The following is a 24,255-nucleotide window of genomic DNA, read 5'->3' on the forward strand; positions in this document are numbered from 1 at the left end:
AATAGAAAGTCCCTTCTATTGAGAAAGGACTTTCTATTTTACATTTAGGTTGTTTTGATTGCTGAAATCCGGGTAAAGCTCTTTATTCAGTTTGGAAGTTTCTTCATAAACTTTCTCCAGCAGAGATTCACCGTTTACCGACTTCCTAGATTTTAAATTTTCGAATTGAGCTATCAAATTCCCCTTTTGTTCCAAAGAATACAGTACATGCTGGACCATGGGGTCTGTTGAATCTTTTTTGTCTTCATAATGGGCGCTATGGATGAGATACAAGTCTTTGTAACCTGCAAAAACTTCTGCAAATTCTTCCAGGTCACTTTTTGGATTTAATTCCAGTTCTAAGTAACCAGTTGAGGTGTGGTGCCCAACAATTTTTTGCAAGAGTCAAGTTTTAATATGCTTGCGACCAAATATGTATTTTGCCAAAAATTTAAATAAGGGGTAAGCTTCGCTCACCCCAAAGTTCTTCCCTTATTGCAATCCCTTCTGCCAAAGCTGCCTCACCAACTGCTTCAGATACAACGCTTGAGACCACCGGTCTCCAAGCTCCTCCCGCCTAGCGCCCGCCTCATCTCTTGTAATCGCGTAAGGTGCCGGTCCCAGCTCGATAACAACGGGGAAGCGGTCACTCTCCCTTCGCTCTGCTGCCCGCCACTGATCCATGGCTTCTTCCCACCATCTTGCAAAATGGGGTAGCATCGGGTGCTCGCCTGCTTCGCCTGGATCGATCTGAACCTGCTCGCCGTTTGATATCCGCGTGTGGATACTGCCTGCGTGCGGCAGCAGGCTTTGCAGCATCTCTTCCGCCTCCGAGGAAATGGTATGCAGCTCGCCAGCCACCACATAATGCGAGTAATCGATTGTAAGCCGAAGCTCCGGAAGCGCTTCAAGAAATTGCCGGGTACGGATCAAATCCTGGGTGATGGTGCCGCGATGTGTCTCTATGAAGATCGGAATCCCTGCATGCCTAGATAGCGCATCAATTCCAGACAGAAGCTCCAGTGCCTGTTCTCCGGTAAGGAAGGGCTTCATCACTTGGACATTTATATAGTCCACACTGCCGAATTGGATGGCTTTCTCAATAAAAGCCGACATGTCCGCAGTGGACGCAGGGTATGCGTTTACGCTGAAGGACAAGCCGTATTGCTCAAGCTTTTCCTTCCATAATTGGCTGTCATCCGAGGAAGGAACGAAAGCATTTATGCCGTCAAAGCCATTTTCCGCGATTCGTTTAATCTTCTCCTCTGTCGTTGCCGCGTATCCTGCCGTTCCAGCTAATCCTTCCATCCCCCACCACGACATTTCGACCAGCAGCTTATTCCGCCAATTGTTCATCATTAGTGAGGATACGCCATGTCGAATTCAGCGCCGCAAGGCCCTCCGTTCGGATTGATTTCCAAATCGACAGGCGTGCCGTCTTGACGAAGCAGGGGGCGGTAATGGTTGCTGATATGGGTTGCTGAAGCGTTCGCATAATGGCAAATAAAGGCGCGGCGGAACTGATCCTTCGTCTTGTTGCGGTACGAGCCATGGATCAAGTTCCCATTGAAAAACAAAACATCGCCTTTGTCCATAATAACCGGCATCGCTTTGTGCTCCTTAGGCGGCTTAACGTAATGGGTCGTAAATGATTCCGAAGAATCTGCTAGCTCTGGACAGCTTATTTCATGCTCGCTCGTTTTCGGGACGACAAGCAATCCGCCGTTCTCCTCCGTTGCCGCATCGATGGCCGTCCAAGCCGCAATGCAGTTGCCCGGCTCAACCTGCAAATAGAAATTGTCCTGATGCAGCGCTTGGCCGCGCGAGCCAGGAGGCTTGTAATAGAACATGCTTTGCGCTGCCAGCGCTTCCTCGCCGTACAGCTCGCCAAGTACATTCATCACGGGCTGATGAAGCATAAATTGCTTAGCGACCTCGTCGAAGCGATGCGGATGCATGACACGCGGATAACGCTTGAGCGGATCATCAGCGTTCTCGCTCAGATCAGGCTCGAACAAGCCAGGTATCGTTTGATGGCTAATCGCTTCAAAGCGATCTTCAATGGTACGCACATCCTCCTCCGTGAACAAACCTTTGACGATAAGGTAACCTTCTGTACGAAATTGCTCGCGCTGCTCTTCATTTAAAGAAATGAACGGATTAGCCATTATGCCTCTCTCCTCTGATTTTCATTTAATCTTCTTGACATCATCATAAGACTATCGCTATTTTTAAGGAAGCAAGCTTACTGCTGAAAACTAACGGTATTCTGCTATTTATTATTTCATGGAGGAATGCGCCTTGCCTAAATCCCAGCAGACAAGACAAAGTCTGATATAAGCTCCTCGTACAACAATCTATTCGGCGGACGCCTTGATGAAACGGACACCTACAAGCATCGTAGACCAAGCGGCATGGAGGATTGGCTCCTATTTTTTACGTTGGAAGGAGAAGGCTACTTGCGGACTGCCGGGGAAGAACAGCTTTGCCAAAGCGGCCAAATCGCGTTTCTCCGTTCCGGCATTCCGCATGAGTACGGAACCTCGAAGGGCAAACGCTGGCATTTCTACTGGGCTCATTTTCAAAAACTACCTGAAATCGACTACCTGCCGAACCACGAAATCATTATCGCTGACATTCCGGAGGGTCAGCTCTTCCAGCGAGTAATGCAAACGATTCAGAATGTGCTGACAGATTCAAGAGAGCAGGCAAGCTTCTGGCATATGCTGTGCGAGAATTCGCTGCGCGAAATAATTCTGCTTGCTGCTCGCCTTCTTGAAAAAAGACTTGACCCTAGAATTGAGCTTGCTCTGCAATATCTATCTCGCAATATGACCCGCTCGATTCGGCTCGAGGATGTAGCCGGCGCAGCATCACTGTCACTCTCCAGACTATCTCATCTATTCAAACAGGAGACGGGCGGGACGATTATCGAGCATTTGAATCGACTGCGTCTTCAGCAGGCTGCACTGCTCATGGAGCATATGGGCAGAACCGCAACTGAGGCAGCGCTTGACGTTGGCTTCAACAACTACAATCACTTTGCCGATTTATTCCGTATCGCCTACGGCCTTAGCCCGAGAGCATACAAAAAAGAAAGGGCTACCCGCGTAGAGTAGCCCTTCCATTCTTGCATATACAGCAAGCTTATACTTTCTGAGCAGCCAAATCCAGCCACTCCATTTCTTCCTTCGTCAGCGCAATAAGCGAGCCCGCGTCGCAGGAATGAAGCTCTTCGATGGACTGCGCACCGATTAGCGCGCAGGTCGGAAACGGCTGATTAAGCACATACGCAAGCGCAATCTGGATCGCGCTGACGCCTTTTTGAGCAGCAAGCTGCTTCGCGCGCTCCAAGCGCTCCCAGTTATCGTCGCTATAAAATACGCGTACAAGATCGGCATTGTCACGAATTTCCGGCGAGAATCTGCCTGTAAAAAAGCCCCTCGCTTGCGAGGACCAAGATAACAGCGGAAACTGCTGCTGTTCATGCCAAGCGATTGTTTCTTCGTCCGCAGAAACACAGCCGGACCAGAATGGCTCGTTCGCTTTCGCAAGGCTTAGATTTGGGCTGCTGAACGTGAAGCCGACAAGCCCTTTGGCATCGGCATACGCATTCGCTTCTTGGATCCGCTGCCATGTCCAGTTCGATACCCCAATCGCCCGTACGCTGCCTGCTTGGATATGCTCGTTCAATATTTCGATAACTTCTCCCGCCGGTATGGCAGGATCGTCACGATGCAGCGCATAAAGATCAATATAATCGGTCTGCAGCCGCGCGAGACTGTCTGTCAAATCGGCAAGAATCGCTTCCTTGTTCACGCGTGGACCGTTATGGTCATGATGTGCGCATTTGGTCAGAATGACCATATGCTCCCGATTTCCACGTTCCTGCATATACCGTCCAATAACTTCCTCGCTCTGTCCGCCGCAGTAAATATGCGCCGTATCGACAGAGTTGCCGCCAATCGCTATGAAAGCATCCAGGTTTGCAGCCGCTTTCTCGTAGGAATGATGATAGAAATAATCCGAGCCCTTCATTAATCGGGATACCTGCTTCGGGGAACCTTTAATTTGAATATATTCCATGTTATATAGCCTCCTCTATTAGATGCTCCTAAAGTGTAACTCTTGTGCGCGAATGAGCAGATGCCAGACAAGCATCGATGACTCTCATATTGGCCAAAGCGTCTGCTGCGCCATATAGAATTGTCTGCTTGCCATGAATCGCATTCGCCATTTGATCCGCTTGCTCCGTATACGCGTTTACATGCGGCACCACAATTTCTTTGCGCTCGCCTTTAGCGCTCACATAGAAATTGCCGCTTCCCGGCTCGCCCGTTACGAATGCGGAAGGAACCTCGATGATTCCCTCGTCTCCGAGTACCTCGAGCGGATTGCGGAATGCAGCCCACATGCCGCAGTCAAAGGTCAGTGAGACCGATCCGCCGAATTCAATCAAGCCAGAAGCCATCATATCGACATTGTCATGCTGCTCCGAGAACATAGCCTGAACCGTTACAGCCTCCGGCTCCTTGCCGAGAAGCAAGCGCGCCGCATTAATCGGATAGCAGCCGACATCGTACAATGAGCCGCCTCCCCATTCCTTGCGATACCTGACGTTTTCTTTGTGCCCCGCATTATTGAAAGTAAAGGCGCTGCGAATGCTTCTAACCTCGCCGATTCGCCCTTCATCGATGATGTTCTTGATCATCGCATAGCGCGGATGATATCTGTACATAAAGGCTTCGGATAAAAGCACGCCTGCCTTCGCTGCCGCTTCCGCCATTTCCGCCGCTTCTTTCTCTGTCAAAGCCAGCGGCTTCTCGCATAAAATATGTTTGCCCGCTTCCGCAGCGCGGATCGCCCATTCACGATGCAAATGATTAGGCAGCGGTATATAAATAACGTCGATGGCATCATCTTCAAGCAGCGCTTCATAGCTGCCGTATGCGGTTGGAATATTCAGCTCTTCAGCCGTTCGTTTTGCATTTTCTTCATCGCGGCTGGCAATGGCCGACGCCTCGTTCAACTCGGAGAGATGAAGACCCGGTATTACCGCTCTTTTGGCTATGCCAGCGCAGCCCATAATGCCCCACTTCAGTTTTTTCGTTGTCATTTCATCAGCCACCTCAAATCATTAATTTATGACTATATTGTGATTCAAAGCACTTATGCGCAGCTGTCATTATTACGGTAGCAAGCCGTAGCCGTCCGTTATTCCACAAAAACCAAACGCTTATCTTGTGCTTGTTTTTAGTTTAATGTAGAATCCGCAAAAATAAAATGATATTATTTTGTTATACATTAAAACTATATTGTCATTGGAGTGCACCTCATGCAAAGGCAAAGCCACCTGCTTACGCTGCCGAATAACCCATTCTTTTGCTTTCCCGAATCGGTCGGCAATTATTGGAGCCATCCAGAGCATTATTCCCTTCGTGAAGCCGGCTCTTTGAACAATTTTAACATCCATTATGTCGTTTCCGGCAAAGGCTATGTCGAATGGGATGGCAAGGTACACACGCTCGAAGCAGGAGAAGCCGTATTATACTTCCCCCTGCAGCGCCAGCATTACTATAGCAGCAAGGATGACCCGTGGGATATCCGCTGGTTTCATTTCTACGGAACGGGACTGCAGGATTACATGATTGAAAGAGGCTTTCACAAAAGCCAGCTTTGGACAGTTAGGCAGCGGTCCGCCTTCGAGCAGGCCCACGAGGATTTGCTCGTCGAAGCCGAGACCCATCGCATGCTGCATCCGACCAAGCTCTCCGCACTCACTTATGCCATTCTTGCCGTATTTGTCGAACAAGCCGTGCCGATATCCGGCAACAAAGCGAGCAGCGCAGGCAATCGAATCGTTGAACTGCTGCCCCTCATGCAGCAGGAAGCCGCACAGCCCTTCGTATTGGAGCAATGGGCCGAGCAGGCTGGCGTCAGCCCTTATTATTTCTGCAAGCTGTTCCGCAGCGTCATGGAGATGACGCCAATGGACTTCATCACCCGCTCCAGGCTGCAGATGGCGAAGCAATGGCTGCTTGAGCGCAAAGATACGAACATCGGGCAAATTGCCGAAGATGCGGGGTATCCGAGCGTCAGCTATTTCAATAAACGGTTTATGGAGCATGAAGGCATGACGCCAACCTTATATCGCCAGCTTTATGGGATTTGAGACGCCGCGCAACGCCATGAATCCAGGCAAGCCGGCATATCAAGCCAAAAGGGGCAGTCCCATCAGCCGTAGCTGCTGAAACTGCCCCTATTCTATGCCTATTTATAGCATTGCTCTAACCCTTTTATAGCGACACCCAAGTTCCGCCCTGATCTGCTGAGCGAAGCTCCGCCTCAATGATTTCGAGCGTGCCGACAGCGCTTGATGGCATGCATGTTGACACGGCCTTGCCTTCATTCACCGATTCGATGAAATATTTGATCTGGCGATAATACCCCATATCCTCAGAGAGTTCGGCCACAAAGCCCGGCACGTCGTTCGGATTGACCTTCACCTGGCCATTCTCAAAAACCAAGTTGCCGCCTTCGAAATTGACGCGGTAAGTCATCGAGAAGCCATAATCCCCTTCCAGCGTCCAATCGGCTTGCGCATTCAGCACTTTGCCATCGGGATAGCTGTAATGCGTGGACACGACATCGTAGCCGCTGCCCGGAATTACGTTGCGCGCAAGCGTTGATACCTTCTCAGGCTTGCCGAACAGCCAGTGCACCATATCCGCATCGTGAATATGCATGTCAAGCAAACAACCGCCGCTCTTGCTGCCGTCAAGGAACCAGCCCTTTGGCGCAGCTGAGCCCCTGAAGAAATATCCGCTGGTAACTTTGCCATAACGGCCATCCGCAACAGCAGCCTTCAAATATTCATAAGCAGGCCAGAACCGCAGGCATTGCCCGATCATCAACGTGTTGCCTGTTTGTTCGGCTGCATTAGCCATGCGATAACCGTCTTCCGAGGTTCCTGCTACCGGCTTCTCGCATAATACATGCAAACCTCTTTCAAGCAGCGATACAGTAAGATCCGCATGCAGATAAGTAGGCAGCGTGATATCGACGATATCCAGCTCCTCGTTTTCCAGCATCGCGGCGATGTTATCGTACAGGCGGTATGGGGAGAGATCATAAACCTCCTGCTCCGTCGCCATATTGCCGGAAGCCTTGCCTTCTTTAAGCTCCTCAATGAGCAGGTCGCAGATTGCAACGAGCTGCACCGGCGCTCCCTCTGACGCTAGGCGTACATAATTGTCAAAGTGCATGCGTCCCATAAACCCAAACCCAATCAATCCAACCTTTAACATGATATGACCTCCGATTTTCGATTTGAATTTATCCGATTTGACGTCCGAGAATGGCATCCATTGCTCGAGAAGTGTTGTATATGATTTGCTCGGAATGATGCGTATACGGAGGTATCATCTCGCCTGTTACATAGTTGCTGTATCCGATGGCGGTCAGCGCCTCCATAACCGCAGGATAGTTGACATCTCCGGCTAATAGATCGACGAAACCGTGCAGTCCGCCGGCTTGACGACGGTAATCCTTGAAATGCACTTTCTTAATGCGGTGCCCCAATATGCGAATCCATTGCTCCGGATATCCGTTTTGCACTGTATTACCTACATCGAAATAGGAGCCTACGAATTCCGAGTTATGCGAATCTATGAAGGAACGCAGCTCTAGCGGCGAAAGCAGAAATTTATTCCACACATTTTCAATGCCGATGGACACCCCTGCGCTCTCCGCGAAAGGAACCAGCTTGTTGATGGATTCGAGCGCGCGATCATACGCATGCTCATAATCGACGACCTCACTGCCCGGAATAAAATCGACGCCTACCGCGCCTGGAATAACCAAAATCGTATCCACGCCTAATGCTGCCGCAAGCTCAAGCTGCTTCTTGCAGACGTCAGTCGCCTTCTCTCGCGTCCCCGCATCTGCGCTTGTCATTGAATAAGACCAATATAAGCCTGTGGCCAGGCCCGCGATTTCCAGCTCAGCCTCTTGCAATCTCTCTTTAATGACGTTGATTTCCTTGTCCGAGGCGGCAAGGCTAAGCTCACCGGTCTCATTCAGTGAAAGCTCAATGCCGTCAAAACCCGCTTTCTTAGCCGTTTGAATACAATCAGCAATCTTCGCGTCACCTTGGAACGACCAAATATTTATGCCCTTTTTCATATGAAAGCCTCCTATTTGAATGATTATATAAATACCAGCCTGCCAAATTGGCGAGGGAGATGGAAATTTACCGCTTTGGTCGCCTGCCATGCTTGATATTCACGGCATCCGTCAGGGTCCTCGTCAATACGGTAAAAGTTCACGCGCCAGATCAACCCGGACTCAAGCTTACGTTTGAAATTGCCGGCCGGAATATGAATCGTATATACACGCGTATTCCCATCTAGCAGCTCGGCTGTGGATACCAGACCGTCCAACTGCCACGCCAAATCGGTATCCGTTACGTTGGACTCTCCATCATGTGAGATGAGAGCATCAAACACGACATTATGCGGGCTTACCTCCAGCTCAATGTAACGTCTGCCGTCCCCTGCCTCGTCAATAAACAGCTCCACGACATCCTGCTCATACAGCGGCTCGTCTCGTCTTGTAAAGGTTGATCTGGCAAAAGAATCGCTGCATTCATAGCGGATGTGCAAATATGCCGCGCTCCAACATGCTCTTACTTCGGTTCGTTCCTTGGGCTTTGCTCCCGTCACCGTTTCAACCAAATCCAGCGCATCATAGCTCTCCCAGTCGATAGAAGCAGCGGACAAGCTATCCGAATCGATATGCAGCTGTCTGCAATAGTAGACTCCACTTTCCTGAAACGCGGCAGCATCCATAATTAGAGCTCCTTTTTAACAAATTACGTGATGTTGAATATTAGTCACTCACATGTGATAATACATATAATACATGATCATTCAGTATATTTATTTAGCTGAAATAGCGATTATTTGGACTATTCCGTTCTTTTTCGAAGGGAATTTCTAGAAGGAATGATAACGCTTGAATAACGATCCAGCACACTATCCAAAACAAAGAACGGCAAGCATGAGCGAATGGTCGCCAAGCGTCCACTACGCTCAGTTTCAACATATGCCTGCGGGGATTCTTCCTGAGCGAAGACTGTATGATTTCGAGCTGCTTTACGTCTGCCATGGCGAGGCAGCCACGCGCATGCAGGGACAGCATTACATCCTCGAAGCCGGGCAGCTCATCCTGCTGCCCTCTGGCGTCTATCACCAGAATGAGGTCATAGCTGCCGCAGGCGTCCGTTTCCTCGGCATTCATTTCGATTTTTTCAATGAGCTAGACATCCAGACTGAAGCGGATATGGTCGTCAATGAATTGAGCGTTTGGCCCGATAAATTTTGTTTCGAAGCCGTCGCAGAAGGACAAGCCCATTTAACGGAGCATCCCGTCTACACGCCGCCGCTTGCATGTGTCCAACTGATGGAGCAGCTCGTTGAAGAGTTTACCAAGCGTGCGCTCGGTTATGAGCTGGTCTGCAAAGGACTGATGTTGAATATTCTCGCCTATTTGCTGCGCACTCCCTTATCCCGCACGCTGACGCAAGCGACCCTCCATGGGAGACGGTTGGCAGCGCTCATGGAACGGATTGAAGCAGCGCCCGCCACCTCTTGGTCTAACACAGCCATAGCTGAGCAAATGAACATGAGCGTCGATCATGCGGCAAAGCTCTTCAAGCAAATGGCCGGCATGCCGCCAAGCGAATTCGTACAATCGGTGCGCCATAGAGAAGCCCGCAGACTGCTTCGCGAGTCTGATTTATCCATCGAGATCGTCGGTGATCACGTCGGCTATTCGGATATCCACTATTTCAGCCGAATTTTTCGAAGACATGAAGGCATTTCCCCCCGGGAATACCGCAAGCTATCCAAAATCCTATAGCACAGGTAGACGCAAAAACCCCCTCTTCCAATTGGATAGAGGGGATTTCAGCTACTAACTGCCTTTACTTCGATGATTCCAGCTCGCGTACGATTTTGGATCTCGTTGAATGCCTCAGCAAACATTTGTATGGAATGATCATTTTGACCGGAATCGTATATTGGTTTTCCAAATAATCAAGCAATAGCTTAACAGCAAACATCCCCATTTCCAGCTTTGGAACATGAATCGTTGATAATGGCGGCGAGGTAAATTCCGAAATCTCAATATTGTCCACGCCAAAAAAGGCAATGTCATCCGGAATTTTCAGCTCTCGCTCCGTTGCTGCCCGCATTGCTGCTATCGCCATCATATCGCTCGCTGCAAATATAGCGGTCGGCGAATGATCATCCTTCTCGAAGGCTTGTTTCGTCAGCTCGTAGCTTAACGCCACATCCCATTTCACGTCGATGACCCAATGATCATAAATGGGCAGCCCCGCTTCTTTCATTGCGCTTTGATATCCCAAAAAACGCTTCTCGTCACGGAAGTCATCGTCCAGCTCGGAGCCTCCGATATAGCCGATTTCCCGATGTCCTTGCTCAATTAGATGCTGTACGGCTTCCTTAGCCGCTGCCTCGCGGTCATAACTGACAACGGGAACGTCTTTATCGGATAGATCGACTCCGACTACCGATCTTACGTTAGCCTTTATCCATTGATAAGCTTCTGAATCAATTCGTTCCACGACGAGCATGCCGTCAATTCGATGTTCCTTCACAAGGGAGCGCAGCGCCTCGACATCCGTCTCCTTCTCAAGGCTGTAGACGAACTCAAGCCGCATTCCTGCTAGGGCAAGCGCTTTTTCAATGCCTTCCAGAATAACGGAAAAATAAGGATTATTATATTTATTTTGTGGAATCGCGACAACGCAGGCAATATGGTACGAGCTCTTGGAGTCATTTCTTTTGGTCTTCGGTACGCGATTGGTTCGGTACCCCAGCTGTTCTGCGGTTTCCCAAATTTTTTTGCGCGTTTCATCGCTAACCGAGCGGTTGGAGTCATTTTTCATCACTCGTGAAACGGTCGAGATGGATACGCCTACCCGCTCTGCGATATCTTTCAGCTTAGCCATTTTCCAGCCCTCTCCCCACAAATCCAAATCTATACAAGTATAATTATTGGGGCAAATTAGATACATATCTTAAAATTTGCCGCAAAATTAATTGTATATTCCTCGACTAAGGATGTCAAGAAAACAAGCGCTGTCTAAGCAAAAAAGCAGAGCAAACGCTCCATTGCGTTTGCCCTGCTTTTCATAAAGATGAATGAAATAAGATTGGCCTATTTGATTTTGGAAGCCAAATCGCTAATGGCTGCTTGCAGATCGCCTTCGCCTGAAAGCGGTAGCTTCAAAGCCTGCTCTCCGTACGTCCAAACCAGATCGGTTTTCTTTGCCGTGAATGGCGAAATGATCCCGTATTGCTGAGCGTCCAAAAATATTTGATTCTCGTTGCCTGCCGTTTGAATATACGCATCAGCAGCGGCCTTGTTCGCTGGAATCGAATAGCCTTGCTTCGCTAGCTCTGTTTGACCTTCAGGTCCTGCAAGCCACGAAAGCAATCTGACAGCTGCGTCTTCATGTTTCGTATTGGCGCTGATTGCCATGCCTGCCGGCTGCACAACCGTTTGGTTAGTTTTGAATTTCGGCAAGTAAGCAATACCGTATTTAATGCCTGCTTCTTTGTAATTCGTTGTATTCCAGTTGCCGCCTGGATTCATGGCAACCTTGCCTGTTGTGATGCTAAGATTGACTTGACCGCCTAGTCCTTCGATTTGCGCAGGCGTCGTGTTAATTTTCTTGTTCTTCGTCAAGTCGATAAAGAAGTTCAACACTTCAAGCGCTTCAGGTGTATCAAGGGCTAGCGAGCCGTCTTCATTCACTAGCTTTGCACCGTTCGACCAAAGCTCAGGCTCAAGGAACCAGTCCATCGTTGAGCCTGGAGAGATCGACATGCCCCATTGCGCAATATTTTTTGCGTCAAAATCCGCATCACCGGCATTTTTGCCGTTTTTATCGAGCGTCATTTTTGTTGCGATATCTACAATTTCTTCCCAAGTAGGCTCTAGGCTCGGCGTGGAAGCACCATACGGATTCGTTTTGGAATCGTTAAACAACGCCGTATTGTAATACCAGACGATGACATTCGCATCAATCGGAAGAGATACCTGCTTATCCTGATATTTATGAAGGCCAAGCAGACTTTCATCAATATTGCTAAGATCAAATGCGTTCGCCGTCAATAAGCTGTCCAGCTCTTTGAAAATACCTAGCTCTGCATATTTTTCAATGTAGGCATAGCTCGTTTTGAACACGTCCGGCAGCGTGCCGCCAGCAGCATTGGCTGTCAAACCATCCCAGTAGCTGCCCCAATCCTTGCCTTCCAGTTTTACTTTAATATCTTTGTTCGCTGCCATAAATGTATTAAGAAGCTCCTGTGTGCGCAGCAGTTCCTCAGCTGTTCCCCACTGGGAATAAGTAATCGTTACAGGCTCTGTGGATGCCGAGTTCCCGTTGCTGCCGGCGTCAGGCTTGTTCGCCCCATCTGAGTTGCTGTTCGTATTGTTTCCGCAGCCTGTAAATATAATAGCCATTGCCAAAACCATGATCCAAGCGCTGGACAACCATTTGCTTTTCGTATTCATGTAAAGTTCCCCTTTTACAGATAGTTTAGAAAACGATAAATACGGACCTGACTACTAGAGCTATCCTTTTGATCCTGTAAGGACCACCCCCTCGACGATATACCGCTGTGCAAAGAAGTACAGCAGCCCAATCGGGATAATGCTTATGAATGCACCGGCAGCAAGCGCCGGGAAATCCTGACTGGTTTGCCCGATCAACAGTTGAAGCCCTACGCTGAGCGTAAACATCTCATTGTTCTTGATATAAAGGAACGGGCCAAGGAAATCGAGCCAGGAATTCACGAATGCGAATATAATCGTCGTCACGATGATTGGCTTTGAAAGCGGCATAATGACTTTGGCATAAACGGTCCACCGATTGCCGCCATCGAGATAAGTCGCTTCATCAAGCTCCTGCGGAATCGTGAGGAAAAACTGCCGGAACAAGAAAATGTAGTAAGCTCCACCAAGCCATGCCGGTACGATAAGCGGCAGCCATGTATCGATCCAATGCAGCTTTGCAAAAAGCACATAGGATGGAATCATCATTATAGATGGAGGAATCATCAAAGTAAGCAATACAATTGGAAATAGCTTGTCCCTGTATTTGGTTGCAAAACGCGAGAAACCATAGGCTACAATAGAGCTTGATATCACTGCTCCAAGTGCGACAAAAATCGATATTGTGAATGAGTTTTGTATCCATTTCCACATGAGCGGCTGTACGGTAAACAGTCGATCGAACGCTTCGAAGGTCAGCTGCTCCGGAAACAAGGACGGAGGAATCTTATATGTTTCCATCTTCGTCTTCATCATCGTGGAGAGCATCCAGACGAGAGGCCCTGCAAATACTATCAGCGTTGCGCACAGCAAGAAATATTTCAGCGCGGTACCGCTCAGGCTCATTTTTTGTCCGCCATTCATATATGTTCCCCCTATTTCTCGCCTTCGTAATACACAAAGCGGTTTGATAGCTTCATGAGGACAAACGTGACCAGTGCAATTAATGCGAATAAAAAGATAGACTGCGACATGGCCATACTAAATTTCAAATCCGTAAAAGCCGACTTGTAAATGTTATACACGAACGTATAAGCCGCGTAGTTCGGGCCGCCTTTTGAAAGCAGCAAGGCCTCGGTAAACATTTGAAAATTGTACATCGTCTGAATAATGATAACGAAGAGAATCGATGGACTGATCATCGGCAGTGTAATGGAAAAAAAACGTCTCAATCTGCTGGCCCCGTCAATATCAGCCGCCTCATATAAGTGCATTGGAACGTTTTTGAGCGCCGCCAGGAATATAAGCACGCCGCTGCCGGATATCCATACCTGCAGTAAAATAATAACTGGCTTAATCGTATGTTCGCCGCCGATCCAATCCGTCTTTGCCATTCCGAGCAGGCTAAGTCCTGCATTCAGAATGCCGAACTCGGAGTTGAATACGAGTCTCCATATAATGACCGTTGCGACGATTGGCACTAAGGTAGGCAAGTAATAGAAGGTACGAAACAAGGCGATGCCCCGTACGTTGAAATTGAGCAGCAGAGCGAGAACCAGCATGCCTGCCGTTACGATCGGAACGCCGAAGACGACGAAATACATCGTGTTCAGCAGGCTTTTCATAAATATAGGATCATCGATCATATGGATGAAATTGCTGAGACCTACAAACTCATATTCAACTGCTCCTGGCAGCTTCGCATCTGTAAACGAATAAAAGACCGAGGTTCCGAACGGAATTAAGAAAAAGGTAATAAAACCGATGATCCACGGCATTATGAACAGAAAAAACAACAATGTGTCATACTTCCTCAAACTCTTCATCATGACACCCCTTAGCTCATTAGTTCTTCCAAATAGACATACCGTTCTTCAATAATCGATTTCTCCGCGGCAAGGGCAATAAGCAATGCATCTCGCCCAATCTGTGCGGTAGCGAACGGCTGCTTTCCTTCCTTCAAACAAGCAATAAACGCTTTACGCTGCGTTTGTCCGCCTGTATGCCCGCCCATGATCGAGTCAGAGGTCACGTCAATCTCGAGATGGTCTTTCGTCAAATCTTCACCGCCGACAATATCAATGGTCTTATCGTTTTTGGCTACCATTTGGCCTCCATTTTCCCCGATTAACCCAATTTCAAGTCCGTCTCCCATTAAATTTCTTGGTTTTAAGTACATGCACAAGCCCAGGTTGGCTTTGCTTCCGTTGTCGTAGTCAATCGTAATAAAAGCATGGTCGACGATCGAAGGATCCGAAATATTTTTGGCAGGATAATGGCTGTACGAATTCGTAATCCGGTTTTCTTGGCCTAGCTTCATTACATGCTGGCCGCCAGAAGCAAACACGCGCACCGGCTTCGCCTTAATCATCCAGTTGAAAATATCAAAGTGATGGCAGTCCTTCTCTACGATCGCCCCGCCTGATTTCGATTTATCATAGAACCAGTCAGCTGGCGGGAACGGATCGCGAAACTCCTTGCACCACATCATCTTCACATCTCCAAGGCGCCCCTGCTCCAGCTCCTTCGCCATCCTGCGGTATACATTGGAGTAGCGATACACAAGGCCGATTTGCAAAATCCGTTGATTGTCCTCTGCCGCTTTGATGATGGCATCGCAATCCTCCAACGTATGGGCGACCGGCTTCTCCAGAAAAACATGCTTGCCTGCTTCCAAGAACGCAACCGCTACTTCTCGATGCAAATAGTTCGGTACACTGATTACGACCGCGTCCAAATCCTCTTTCTGAAGAAGCTCGCGGTAGTCCGTACACACTGTCGGCTTGCTATTCGTTAGTTCAGCCATCGTACGCGCTACATTCGCCTCATTCATGTCGCATATATACAACACCTCGCATTCTTCCAACATGTCAAAGCCGATGCAATGATGCGAGCCCATATCACCTACGCCGATAAATGCCATTCTAATCTTACTCATGTCCGCACTCTCCGTTGTCTTTTTTTGCGCCAAGCCTTACTCAGCAGTATTGATGTGAGATAAGCTAACCAACTTCATTTCATGTTTTGATAGTAATGCAATTTTTTCACTCTGTCAACAAAAAATTGGCTAATTTATAATGATAATTTGCGGCAAATTAATAAAAATCATTTTCTCTCGGTATTACGGATACTTTTTCAACGTATTTTTTCATTAACCTCCATACATTCAGCTATACACAACGGTTATATTGAAAATGTAAGCTTTTTCATTTGCCGCAAATTATTAAGTGTTATGTCTGCGTTATATTTGTGCATTTATCGCAATTTTTGCAAACAAGCATCGTATCCAAGCAAAAAAAGCCGGCATCCACGTATAGGATACCGGCTTATTGCTCTATTTCTTTGTTAAATCTGTTGCATATTTTGTATGGATCTGCTACCTTCTTATTCTTGAATAACCCGCAGGTTCATTCAACCAGAAGAGGCATCCCCTGCTTGGCTTCGGAATGTGCTATATGCAGAGCTAACAGTACCATTCAAGGCTGGAACAGACAATCTATGACTTCCAGAAAAGACCTTCCTGATCCATCTCAACCCATTCCAGCTGCTGCTCGAAATCTTCGCTTGGGGAAATAACTTCAACAAATGACCATTTATTGTCCTCGATTTTCGCGTACACCTTCCATTTTTGCGATTCTAACCGAAACTGTACAATATCGACACGATCCCACTCGTTTCGCTTAGCGGTTGGGCGCTCCTCCGCAAGCGTCAATTGATTGCCTACAATCTCATGCCGCAGCCTGACGGATACGCGCAAATCCCCTGGCACCTTATGCTCGATATAACCATCCATTATAGAAGCAAGACGTTTAACTGTAAAAGGATCCAGTATCCTTCACCCACCTCTTAAAACATCATTCAGCCTACCAGCTTGCTTTCTTTACACCAGGAATTTGCCCGGCATGCGCCAGCTCGCGGGCAGAAATGTTCAGCTTTGCAACCCTTATTTTATTTATTGAGGAATGATGCACGTAAAAGTGACTTGGACAAAACCAAAAGGCTTCCTTTATTTTGTCCATTGAGTCTAATACGATTATCCATTACGATTGTTTTATACCGATAATGATTCTCATTATCTCAAATATTTTTTCGGAGGAGAACGAACATGTATCGAAGTTCCAAAACTGTCGCTCTACTGAGCACTTTCGCATTAATGGGGGCATTATTGCTAGGCTGTGGCAGCAGCAACACCAACGAAAGCAACGCGGCAAGTCCTGTCGCAGAAACGACGGAAGTACCTGCGGCAACGGAGGAAGCTGCAGCAACTACCCGCGTGTTCACCGACTGGTTGAAGCATGAGGTCGAAGTTCCCGTTACGCCTCAGCGCGTCATTTATCATGGGGAAACGACCGGTGATTTGCTTGCCCTTGGCGTTAAGCCTATTGGCATTATGGTTGATGCCATTACAGGTACAGTCATGGAAAACCAGCTTCCGGACGTTGAAGATGTCGGCTTTCCGCTAAGCGTAGAGAAATCCTTGTCGCTGAAGCCCGATCTTATTATTTTTTCCAATTCCGACGAACAACAATACGAAGCTATCTCGAAGGTTGCACCTACCGTAACCTTTAATACGTTCGATAAGCTTGATGTGCGGATGCGCTTTTTAGGCGATCTACTCAATAAGAAGCAAGAAGCCGAGGATTGGCTGGCCGCACATGCAGTCAAAATGTCCGATATGTGGGCAGAGCTGCATGCGAACGGAGTGAAAGAAGGCGAGACCGCCTCAGTATTCACGTTGTATCCAGGCAACCGCCTATTTATCATGGCAGGTGCAGGGCTTCCGCAATTTTTGTATGAGGAAGGCGGCTTCAAGCCAACGCCGATCATTCAAGATCTCATCGACAAAGAAACAGGCTTTGCCGAAATTTCCGCCGAGCTGCTGCCCCAATACGCGGCTGATCGTATCTTTATTCTCAATCCCGTAGATCCTGCAGCCCAAGAATCCACTAGCGATCTGCTCAAGAGCGAAATTTGGCAAAAGCTCCCGGCCGTTCAAAGCGGTCAAGTATACAACTTTGATATTTTGAAAGCAAGCAGCGACGCCATCTCCAGAGAATGGTTAATCGATGAGCTGCCGAACGTCCTATTGAAAAAGTAAATTTCGCTTTTAAATAAAATCCGGAAGAAGCTCTTCAGCTATTGTTGAAAAGCTTCTTCTTTTTGTCTATAATGAATTTAATTGATAATAATTCTCATTACTGAAAAGAGGCAACATCATGTCTACCGCACCGATAGCCCGTCTGCCGCTTCGCTCCTTGCTTTTTCACTATATAGATGTCGACTTGCTCGACTATGCTTCGGACGCAGTTTTAGCCGAGGAGACGACTTCCAGCTACATGCTGCTAGTATTTAAAAGCGGAAACGGCAAGCTGTTTACGGAATCATTCAGCGCTTCCTTCTCGCCTGACAGCACGTTCCTGCTCTCGCCCTCCGCAGCTTATCAGTTCGAGAGCGTTAATGACAGCCAGATCGAATATTTCCGAATCTCATTTCGCATATTCCATATTGAAGGCGGCCAGGCAGCCCCTTATGTGATACCACTATTCCCCGACCGCCAAGAGCTGCGCATATACCCGCAAACGCAGTGGAATGATTTGCTCAACCAGCTGTATGTCGGACATACAAACCAGCATGACTTGGAAGCGCATCGTCAGCAGCTTCATTTCCAGAAGATCATCGAATTTCTGCTCGAGCATAATTTGCAGGTTGACCAGCTGCAAAGTTCTGCCCAAACGGTCGAGCAAACGATTCAATACATGCAAACAAACTTCCAAGATAACATAACCGTCAAACAGCTCGCACATATGGCTAATGTTCCTTCTTGGCAGTTTACGTCCATATTCAAAGAGCTTACCGGCAAAAAACCACTCGATTATTTGACAGAGCTGCGCATCAATAGGGCTAAGGAGTGGTTAACTCATACGGAAAGCACGCTCCGGGAAATTGCCGAACGGGTAGGCTTCACCGACGAATATTATTTCAGCCGTCGTTTTCGGCTTATGACGGGCTTTTCGCCGAGGCAATATGCCATATCAATGAGCCAAAACATTCTCGTCAAAGATTGGAACGGCCATGAAGTCCGTATCCCTTCGCACCCGAGCCGGGTTCTTTATTGCGGTGAAACGGTTGGCGACATGAACATGCTGGGCATTCCTTTAATCGAGAACCATATTTTCTGCAAGGATAACCCGCTTAGTCAAGAGCTGGCGTCTAAGCTATCGCCGGACTTGATCATTTTCGATCATTATGACGAAGCGCTGTATTCGCAAATCTCGCAAATTGCGCCAACCCTTACCTATAATTCCCGCGGCTCGTTGAATGACAGGCTGTTAATGCTCGGTAAGTGGTTTGGCAAAAAAAAAGAAGCCCAGCAGTGGCTTCTTCATCATAACAGCAATACTTTATTGATGTGGAAGCAGCTTCGGACGCTTATACGACCGGAGGAGACCGCTTCCGTGTTTGTTTTCCACAGGGGAAAACGCTTATTCGTTATGGGCAATATCGGTCTTTCCTCGATCCTTTACCATCCCGATGGCTTCCGTCCTGCTGGCAAGGTCCAGCAAATTTGGAATTCAGGCAGACCCTACAAGGAAATTACGGCCAAAACCATTCATCAATACGCGGGTGACCGGGTGTTCATGATGCTTCCGCAAAGTCCCGAGTCCAAGGCAGCCATGGAGGAGCTGATGAACAGCCCCGTTTGGTTCAATCTCCCTGCAGTGAAAAACGGATTCAGCTATCTGCTTGATGAGCAGGATTGGAACATAGAGGATGCGGCAGCCAGAGACAAGCTGCTCTCCCTTCTGCCGCAGCTCCTTACCCAATCCTCATAGCTTCCTGCTACGTGCCGAACTGCGCTTGATGCAATCGGCTGTATGCGCCGCGCTCTGCAAGCAGCTCTTCATGCTTGCCCTGCTCGGCAATGCCTTGGTCAGCGACGACGACGATGCGGTCCGCATTTTTAATAGTCGCGAGCCTGTGAGCGATCACCAGTGTCGTCCGCCCGCGTGAGAGCTCCCCCAGCGCCAGCTGGATAGCAGCTTCCGTCTCCGTATCCAACGCGGAGGTCGCCTCATCCAGAATCAGTATCGGCGGATTTTTCAAAAACATGCGGGCAATGGACAGCCGCTGCTTTTGGCCTCCAGAGAGCTTGACGCCTCTCTCGCCGATAAGGGTATCGAGACCTTCAGGCTGCGAGAGGACAAGCTCCTCCAACTGGGCCTGGCGCGCTGCCTGCATAACCTCCTCTTCAGAAGCCCCAAGCTTGCCATAAGCGATATTTTCCCTTATTGATCCGTCAAACAGGAAAACGTCCTGCTGAACGATCCCGATGTTAGAGCGCAGCGACTCCAGCGTCATCTGGCGAATATCCATGTCATCGATTAGAATGGAGCCTTCCTCCAGGTCATAGAATCGCGGCAGCAGGCTGCATAGCGTCGTTTTCCCTGCTCCGGATGGCCCGACCAGCGCTACCGTCTCCCCTGCACGAATGGACAGGTTTAGCCCAGTTAGAACTTTATCCTTGTTCTCGTAACCGAAAGTTACTTTGTTAAACTGAATATCACCCTTTAGATGGTTAACGGCAACGGCATCCGGTGCATCATCGATGTCAGGTGCCGTTTCGAGCAGCTCCAAATAGCGTTTGAAGCCTGCGATTCCTTTTGGATACGTTTCGATGACGGAATTGATTTGCTGAATAGGGCTTAGAAATACGTTGGACAGCATTACGAAAGCAATAAATTCGCCATAGCTCATGTCGCCTTGAATGACGAACCATGTGCCGCATACGAGCACGAACAATGAAATCAGTCTCATTAGAATAAAGCTCATCGAGGAATTCCATGCCATAACGCGGTAAGCGATCAGCTTCGTCAAGCGGAAGCGGCCATTATTTTCGGCAAAACGAGCCATTTCATGCTTCTCGTTCGCGAACGCTTGAACGACGCGGATACCGCTGACGTTGTTCTCAACGCGTGCGTTATAATCGGCGATATCGGAGAACATCCGATTGAAGGCTGCCGACATTTTGCGGCTGAAATACAGCGACAAATAAATCATGAGCGGAATGATGACAAAGGTCATAAGCGCAAGCTGCCAGTTGATGCTCAGCATAATCGCGAATGCGCCGGTCAGCGTCATCAAGGCGATAAACAAATCCTCGGGACCATGATGCGCAATCTCGCCTATATCCATCAGGTCATTGGTCATCCGCGAAACAAGATGCCCCGTCTTGTTATTGTCGAAGAAACGGAAGCTTAGCTTCTGCACGCGGTCGAACAGCTGCTTGCGCATATCCGATTCAATATTGATACCGAGCTTATGTCCCCAATAAGTGACTACATAGTGCAGCGCGGCGCTGAAAACATAAATACCCAGCAAGCCGACGCAAGAGTATAATATCCACTTCCAGTTGCCGCTTGGCAGCAAATCATCGACTACCCGATTAACAGCAAGCGGGAAAGCAAGTTCAAGCAACGCAGCCAATATGGCGCAGCTGAAATCCAAAATAAACAGCTTCTTGTAAGGCTTGTAATAAGCGAAAAAACGGCGAAGCATACACAACTTCCTCTCTAACCTAATCTTGGTTCGACTTAAATGAAAATCGTTATCAATTGCAGCCCATTCATCGTAAAACAAAGCTGCCGCTCGCACAATGGACAAACGTGAGCATTTTTTTGTACAAAATGAAACGCGGGTGCAGCCGGTACATGTCATAATTTTAGAGAAGCCATGTCCTTTTCTCATATTTCATGCATGAATAAGCTGTGCTAAAGTAAGAGCATATTGATGAAATGAGGGACATACAATGACCACACCTATCCGAATCGGAATTATAGGAAGCGGCGGAATCGCAAGAGCCCATGCTTCCGCTTATAAGAAAATGCCTTTGCACGTAGAGATTGTCGCGGTGGCTGACAGCTTGCCCGGCAGAGCGCAGGCCTTTATCGAGCAGGAAGAGCTCGTCCACGCTGCTGCATTCGAGGATCACAGAAAGCTTCTGGAGCTGGAGCTTGACGGAGTAAGCATTTGTACGCCGAACTTTGCTCATCACGAGACGTCTGTAAACGCTTTAAACGCAGGCAAGCACGTATTGGTCGAGAAGCCGATGTCCGTGACGCTGCAGCAATCCATTGAAATGGTTGAAGCCGCTGAACGCAGCGGCAAGATGCTGACCGTAGGCTTCCAGCCAAGATACGACCCGAATATGTCCTTAATCCAAGAAATCGTGCAGTCCGGAAAGCTAGGAAAGGTTTATTTCGTAGAAACCGGCGGCGGCAGACGGCGCGGCATGCCTGGCGGCACCTTTATCCGCCAGGAGCTTGCAGGAGCAGGCGCAATGGCTGACATCGGCTGCTATTCGCTGGATATGGCGCTTAATGCGCTCGGTTATCCGAAGCCGCTAACGGTATCGGCTTATACCTCGAACCACTTTGGCACGAATCCACTCTACCACCGCGAAGCCGCTAATTTCGACGTGGAGGACTTTGGAGTTGCCATGATCAGGCTTGAGGGAGACATTATATTAAATTACAAAACCAGCTGGGCGATGCACATGGATTCGCTTGGCGCAACGATGTTTCTCGGTACGGATGCAGGCCTAAAGGTTACGCCTGCCGGCTCAGGTCCATGGAGCGGCGTGTGGGACGGAAGCGTTGGCAGCATGACTCTCTATCACGATGTGGTTAACCAGCACATTCAATCCTCCATTCCGGTCATCGACCATGGCCTGAATTTGTTTGACGAGAAGGTGCGGGACTTTGTCGCCGCCATCAGAGAGAATCGCCCTGCACCGATTCCTGGCGCGGAGATCCTATATAACCAAGCGATCATTGACGGTGTGCTCCGGTCCGCAGCAAGCAAGCGTGAAGTAACGATAGAACTGCCTTAGGTGACATGAGGACTACAACCATAAGAAGCAGCTCCGCACGGACCATGTCCGTCTGAGCTGCTTTTTCGTTTGTTCCAAGCTATAACCACGCCATCCGCTGCAGGCATAACGTCCCCAAATAAAAGAAGCTGCCCCGCAGGAGCAGCTTCAAGCCATGCCATTTTCTTTAGACAGAAGATATAATGCCGCGGTTGCTGTTCTTCGCAAAGTTGATGATCGACTCATACTGAGTCTTAGCGATCCGGCGGTCAGACATCGGAAGGTGAGGGTTTTTGACAATCTCGGCTAACTTCTTGAGCTCCTGCATTTCATCAGGGGTCACTTTGACCGTTATTTTCCCCACGTGCTCCACCCTCCTTACCATGGTTTGATCAGAAAACGATTCATAATCGCTTCAGGGTTACCAGCTATGGTCATTATACGCAAAACATTGATAAACTTGCATGTTATTTTGGAGGCGTTCGCGGATTTGGATCATCCATTTCCTCCGGGAACAAATCCGCAAACTCTTTGTTCTGTTTGCCCTTCAAATAGGCTAACCCTGCATAACCTGCAAGCAGGGAGCTGCTGACAACCGCAAAGTTATCGGACGTGTCCGCCATCGACAATGCTGTTTTCGCCAGAATCCCTGTTCCAATGGCAATTAGAAGATCACCTAAAAACCCAAGATCGAAAAAAATCTTTTTTTTCGCATTGCTGTGATCCCGAAAGCCGATGACGAAAATGACAAAATAATAAAGACGCTGGATCCATCTGATCAACCAATTCGTTGAAAGCGAAAGTCCGATCTCGTCATATTCAATGACGAGCTTGGGCATTTCGATAATGCCATTTTTCACAAAATGTCCAATTAGTCCGCCCACTAAGCTCATGGAAATCGATAAACCAAACACCTGAATGAAGGCTTGAAAGCTTGCTATGACCATCTCCGCATGACCACCCTTCAACAACGCATTACGCTTGGCAGCACGATAACGCACTACTTTCACTTTATGACGCTGTTTATGGGTTCACGACTATTATTTTCGCATAACGTCTTTTGTGAGTTCCTGCAGCAATTGCGGAATTGACCCATTCTGATTGCCCATTAGCAGACGAATCATCTCCTCGCCTAGATCATTTTCATGCTCATCCTTGATTTCTGCAATTTCGTTATGCAGCCTCTCCATCTTCTTATCTAGCGCTGCGGCGGAATCAGCGGCTTCCTTCAGCTCGTTCAGTAAATGAGGCGGTATCGCATGCTTATATTTGTAATAGATTTTGTGCTCCAGACTCGCCCAGAAATCCATCGCAATGGTGCGAATCTGTACTTCCACACATACATTCTCGCGGCGGTCGGATATAAACACCGGAACCTCAATCAGGAGATGAAGGCTTTGATAGCCATTCGGCTTAGGATTTTTAATATAGTCCTTGACGGACAGCAATTTCAAATCGCTCTGATTTTGCAGCATATCGCTAATCCTGTAAATATCCGAAATAAAGGAGCAGTTGATTCGCAAACCTGCAATATCTTTAATTTCATTGCGAATGCTTGTGAAATTAAACTCGCATTGCTTGCGAACCAGCTTCTCGATGATGCTCTTCGGTGACTTTAATCGCGAGCTCGTATGCTCAATCGGGTTATACTCATGCAGCAATTGAAATTCTTCCTTTAGAATTTCTATCTTCGTTTCAAGCTCCTGCAGAGCAAATTTGTACATCATCATGAACCGCGTAATTTGCTGCTTGAAATCTTTGACCATATGCATCTGTTCCATCGACATGCTGCTTAGTTCCCCTTCCGCTCCGAGCGGGTTATT

24 protein-coding genes and 1 pseudogene are annotated in these 24,255 nt (G+C 48.2%); 6 read left to right on the top strand and 19 right to left on the bottom strand.

Going from position 1 to position 24,255, the window contains the following annotated elements; genetic code table 11:
* Positions 1-33: 33 nt before the first annotated feature.
* The 3 genes from FHS16_RS06830 to FHS16_RS06840 all read right to left on the bottom strand — a co-directional run bounded on the left by FHS16_RS06830 (position 34) and on the right by FHS16_RS06840 (position 2,147).
* The gene (locus tag FHS16_RS06830; RefSeq protein WP_183560240.1) at positions 34-381 is read right to left on the bottom strand and encodes a hypothetical protein; all 348 of its coding nucleotides are present in this window, start codon (positions 379-381) and stop codon (positions 34-36) included.
* Positions 382-471: 90 nt separating this feature from the next.
* Positions 472-1,338: a sugar phosphate isomerase/epimerase family protein gene (locus FHS16_RS06835; RefSeq protein ID WP_246431632.1), complete on the bottom strand. Its 867-nt coding sequence runs from the start codon at positions 1,336-1,338 to the stop codon at positions 472-474.
* Entirely contained in the window at positions 1,338-2,147 is an 810-nt protein-coding gene (locus FHS16_RS06840) for a phytanoyl-CoA dioxygenase family protein (RefSeq protein WP_183560241.1), read from the bottom strand. Before FHS16_RS06840 ends, FHS16_RS06835 begins: the two co-directional genes overlap by 1 nt.
* Positions 2,148-2,315: 168 nt before the next feature.
* On the opposite strand from FHS16_RS06840, the gene FHS16_RS06845 reads away from it, so the two are divergent.
* Positions 2,316-3,098 carry a helix-turn-helix domain-containing protein gene (locus tag FHS16_RS06845; RefSeq protein WP_312890798.1) on the top strand — a complete coding sequence of 261 codons (783 nt, stop codon included), beginning with the start codon at positions 2,316-2,318 and terminating at the stop codon, positions 3,096-3,098.
* 28 nt (positions 3,099-3,126) lie between these two features.
* Here FHS16_RS06845 and FHS16_RS06850 read toward each other — a convergent pair whose 3' ends face one another.
* Positions 3,127-4,065: an aldo/keto reductase gene (locus tag FHS16_RS06850; protein WP_183560243.1), complete on the bottom strand. Its 939-nt coding sequence runs from the start codon at positions 4,063-4,065 to the stop codon at positions 3,127-3,129.
* Between the two features lie 28 nt (positions 4,066-4,093).
* Positions 4,094-5,095, bottom strand: coding sequence for a Gfo/Idh/MocA family protein (locus tag FHS16_RS06855; protein ID WP_183560245.1), 1,002 nt, complete (start codon positions 5,093-5,095; stop codon positions 4,094-4,096).
* Between the two features lie 219 nt (positions 5,096-5,314).
* Between FHS16_RS06855 and FHS16_RS06860 the strand changes: the two genes are divergently transcribed.
* Complete coding sequence (locus tag FHS16_RS06860) at positions 5,315-6,151, top strand: AraC family transcriptional regulator (protein ID WP_183560247.1); 837 nt, start codon at positions 5,315-5,317, stop codon at positions 6,149-6,151.
* A 124-nt stretch (positions 6,152-6,275) separates the two neighbouring features.
* On the opposite strand, the gene FHS16_RS06865 is transcribed toward FHS16_RS06860, so the two are convergent.
* Genes FHS16_RS06865 through FHS16_RS06875 form a run of 3 tightly spaced genes read right to left on the bottom strand, consistent with a single transcriptional unit; the run spans position 6,276 to position 8,828 of the window.
* On the bottom strand, positions 6,276-7,286 hold the full coding sequence (locus FHS16_RS06865) for a Gfo/Idh/MocA family protein (protein ID WP_183560249.1): 1,011 nt from the start codon (positions 7,284-7,286) through the stop codon (positions 6,276-6,278).
* 28 nt (positions 7,287-7,314) lie between these two features.
* Positions 7,315-8,163, bottom strand: coding sequence for a sugar phosphate isomerase/epimerase family protein (locus FHS16_RS06870; protein WP_183560251.1), 849 nt, complete (start codon positions 8,161-8,163; stop codon positions 7,315-7,317).
* Positions 8,164-8,186: 23 nt separating this feature from the next.
* A complete protein-coding gene (locus FHS16_RS06875) occupies positions 8,187-8,828 on the bottom strand; it encodes a carbohydrate-binding family 9-like protein (RefSeq protein ID WP_183560253.1) in 642 nt (213 codons plus the stop codon).
* Between the two features lie 166 nt (positions 8,829-8,994).
* Between FHS16_RS06875 and FHS16_RS06880 the strand changes: the two genes are divergently transcribed.
* Positions 8,995-9,900: an AraC family transcriptional regulator gene (locus FHS16_RS06880; RefSeq protein ID WP_246431634.1), complete on the top strand. Its 906-nt coding sequence runs from the start codon at positions 8,995-8,997 to the stop codon at positions 9,898-9,900.
* 64 nt (positions 9,901-9,964) lie between these two features.
* Here the strand turns inward: FHS16_RS06880 and FHS16_RS06885 are convergent, their stop codons facing one another.
* The 7 genes and pseudogenes from FHS16_RS06885 to rpsN all read right to left on the bottom strand — a co-directional run.
* A complete protein-coding gene (locus tag FHS16_RS06885) occupies positions 9,965-11,014 on the bottom strand; it encodes a LacI family DNA-binding transcriptional regulator (RefSeq protein ID WP_183560255.1) in 1,050 nt (349 codons plus the stop codon).
* Positions 11,015-11,223: 209 nt separating this feature from the next.
* Complete coding sequence (locus FHS16_RS06890; protein WP_183560257.1) at positions 11,224-12,585, bottom strand: ABC transporter substrate-binding protein; 1,362 nt, start codon at positions 12,583-12,585, stop codon at positions 11,224-11,226.
* Positions 12,586-12,645: 60 nt separating this feature from the next.
* Entirely contained in the window at positions 12,646-13,488 is an 843-nt protein-coding gene (locus FHS16_RS06895; RefSeq protein ID WP_183560259.1) for a carbohydrate ABC transporter permease, read from the bottom strand.
* An 11-nt stretch (positions 13,489-13,499) separates the two neighbouring features.
* Entirely contained in the window at positions 13,500-14,390 is an 891-nt protein-coding gene (locus tag FHS16_RS06900; protein WP_246431635.1) for a carbohydrate ABC transporter permease, read from the bottom strand.
* 11 nt (positions 14,391-14,401) lie between these two features.
* Positions 14,402-15,502 (bottom strand): Gfo/Idh/MocA family protein, encoded by a 1,101-nt coding sequence (locus tag FHS16_RS06905; RefSeq protein ID WP_183560262.1) that lies wholly within the window; start codon positions 15,500-15,502, stop codon positions 14,402-14,404.
* Positions 15,503-16,060: 558 nt separating this feature from the next.
* The gene (locus FHS16_RS06910) at positions 16,061-16,396 is read right to left on the bottom strand and encodes a DUF3024 domain-containing protein (protein WP_446685744.1); all 336 of its coding nucleotides are present in this window, start codon (positions 16,394-16,396) and stop codon (positions 16,061-16,063) included.
* Between the two features lie 31 nt (positions 16,397-16,427).
* Positions 16,428-16,529, bottom strand: a pseudogene (gene rpsN / locus FHS16_RS06915) (type Z 30S ribosomal protein S14); the annotation flags it as partial.
* Positions 16,530-16,669: 140 nt separating this feature from the next.
* Between rpsN and FHS16_RS06920 the strand changes: the two are divergent.
* The gene (locus FHS16_RS06920) at positions 16,670-17,662 is read left to right on the top strand and encodes an ABC transporter substrate-binding protein (protein WP_183560268.1); all 993 of its coding nucleotides are present in this window, start codon (positions 16,670-16,672) and stop codon (positions 17,660-17,662) included.
* Between the two features lie 118 nt (positions 17,663-17,780).
* Positions 17,781-19,397, top strand: a complete 1,617-nt coding sequence (locus tag FHS16_RS06925; protein ID WP_183560270.1) for an ABC transporter substrate-binding protein — start codon at positions 17,781-17,783, stop codon at positions 19,395-19,397.
* Between the two features lie 7 nt (positions 19,398-19,404).
* Here the strand turns inward: FHS16_RS06925 and FHS16_RS06930 are convergent, their stop codons facing one another.
* The gene (locus FHS16_RS06930; RefSeq protein ID WP_183560272.1) at positions 19,405-21,120 is read right to left on the bottom strand and encodes an ABC transporter ATP-binding protein; all 1,716 of its coding nucleotides are present in this window, start codon (positions 21,118-21,120) and stop codon (positions 19,405-19,407) included.
* A gap of 250 nt (positions 21,121-21,370) precedes the next feature.
* Between FHS16_RS06930 and FHS16_RS06935 the strand changes: the two genes are divergently transcribed.
* Positions 21,371-22,453 (top strand): Gfo/Idh/MocA family protein, encoded by a 1,083-nt coding sequence (locus tag FHS16_RS06935; protein WP_183560274.1) that lies wholly within the window; start codon positions 21,371-21,373, stop codon positions 22,451-22,453.
* A 166-nt stretch (positions 22,454-22,619) separates the two neighbouring features.
* On the opposite strand, the gene FHS16_RS06940 is transcribed toward FHS16_RS06935, so the two are convergent.
* The 3 genes from FHS16_RS06940 to FHS16_RS06950 form a co-directional block, all read right to left on the bottom strand.
* Positions 22,620-22,796, bottom strand: coding sequence for a hypothetical protein (locus FHS16_RS06940; protein ID WP_183560276.1), 177 nt, complete (start codon positions 22,794-22,796; stop codon positions 22,620-22,622).
* A gap of 103 nt (positions 22,797-22,899) precedes the next feature.
* Complete coding sequence (locus FHS16_RS06945) at positions 22,900-23,442, bottom strand: hypothetical protein (RefSeq protein WP_183560278.1); 543 nt, start codon at positions 23,440-23,442, stop codon at positions 22,900-22,902.
* 30 nt (positions 23,443-23,472) lie between these two features.
* The gene (locus FHS16_RS06950; protein ID WP_183560280.1) at positions 23,473-24,219 is read right to left on the bottom strand and encodes a GTP pyrophosphokinase; all 747 of its coding nucleotides are present in this window, start codon (positions 24,217-24,219) and stop codon (positions 23,473-23,475) included.
* Positions 24,220-24,255 lie beyond the last annotated feature (36 nt).

The sequence above is a fragment of the Paenibacillus endophyticus genome, from assembly GCF_014192395.1.
Taxonomy (GTDB): Bacteria; Bacillota; Bacilli; order Paenibacillales; family Paenibacillaceae; genus Pristimantibacillus; species Pristimantibacillus endophyticus.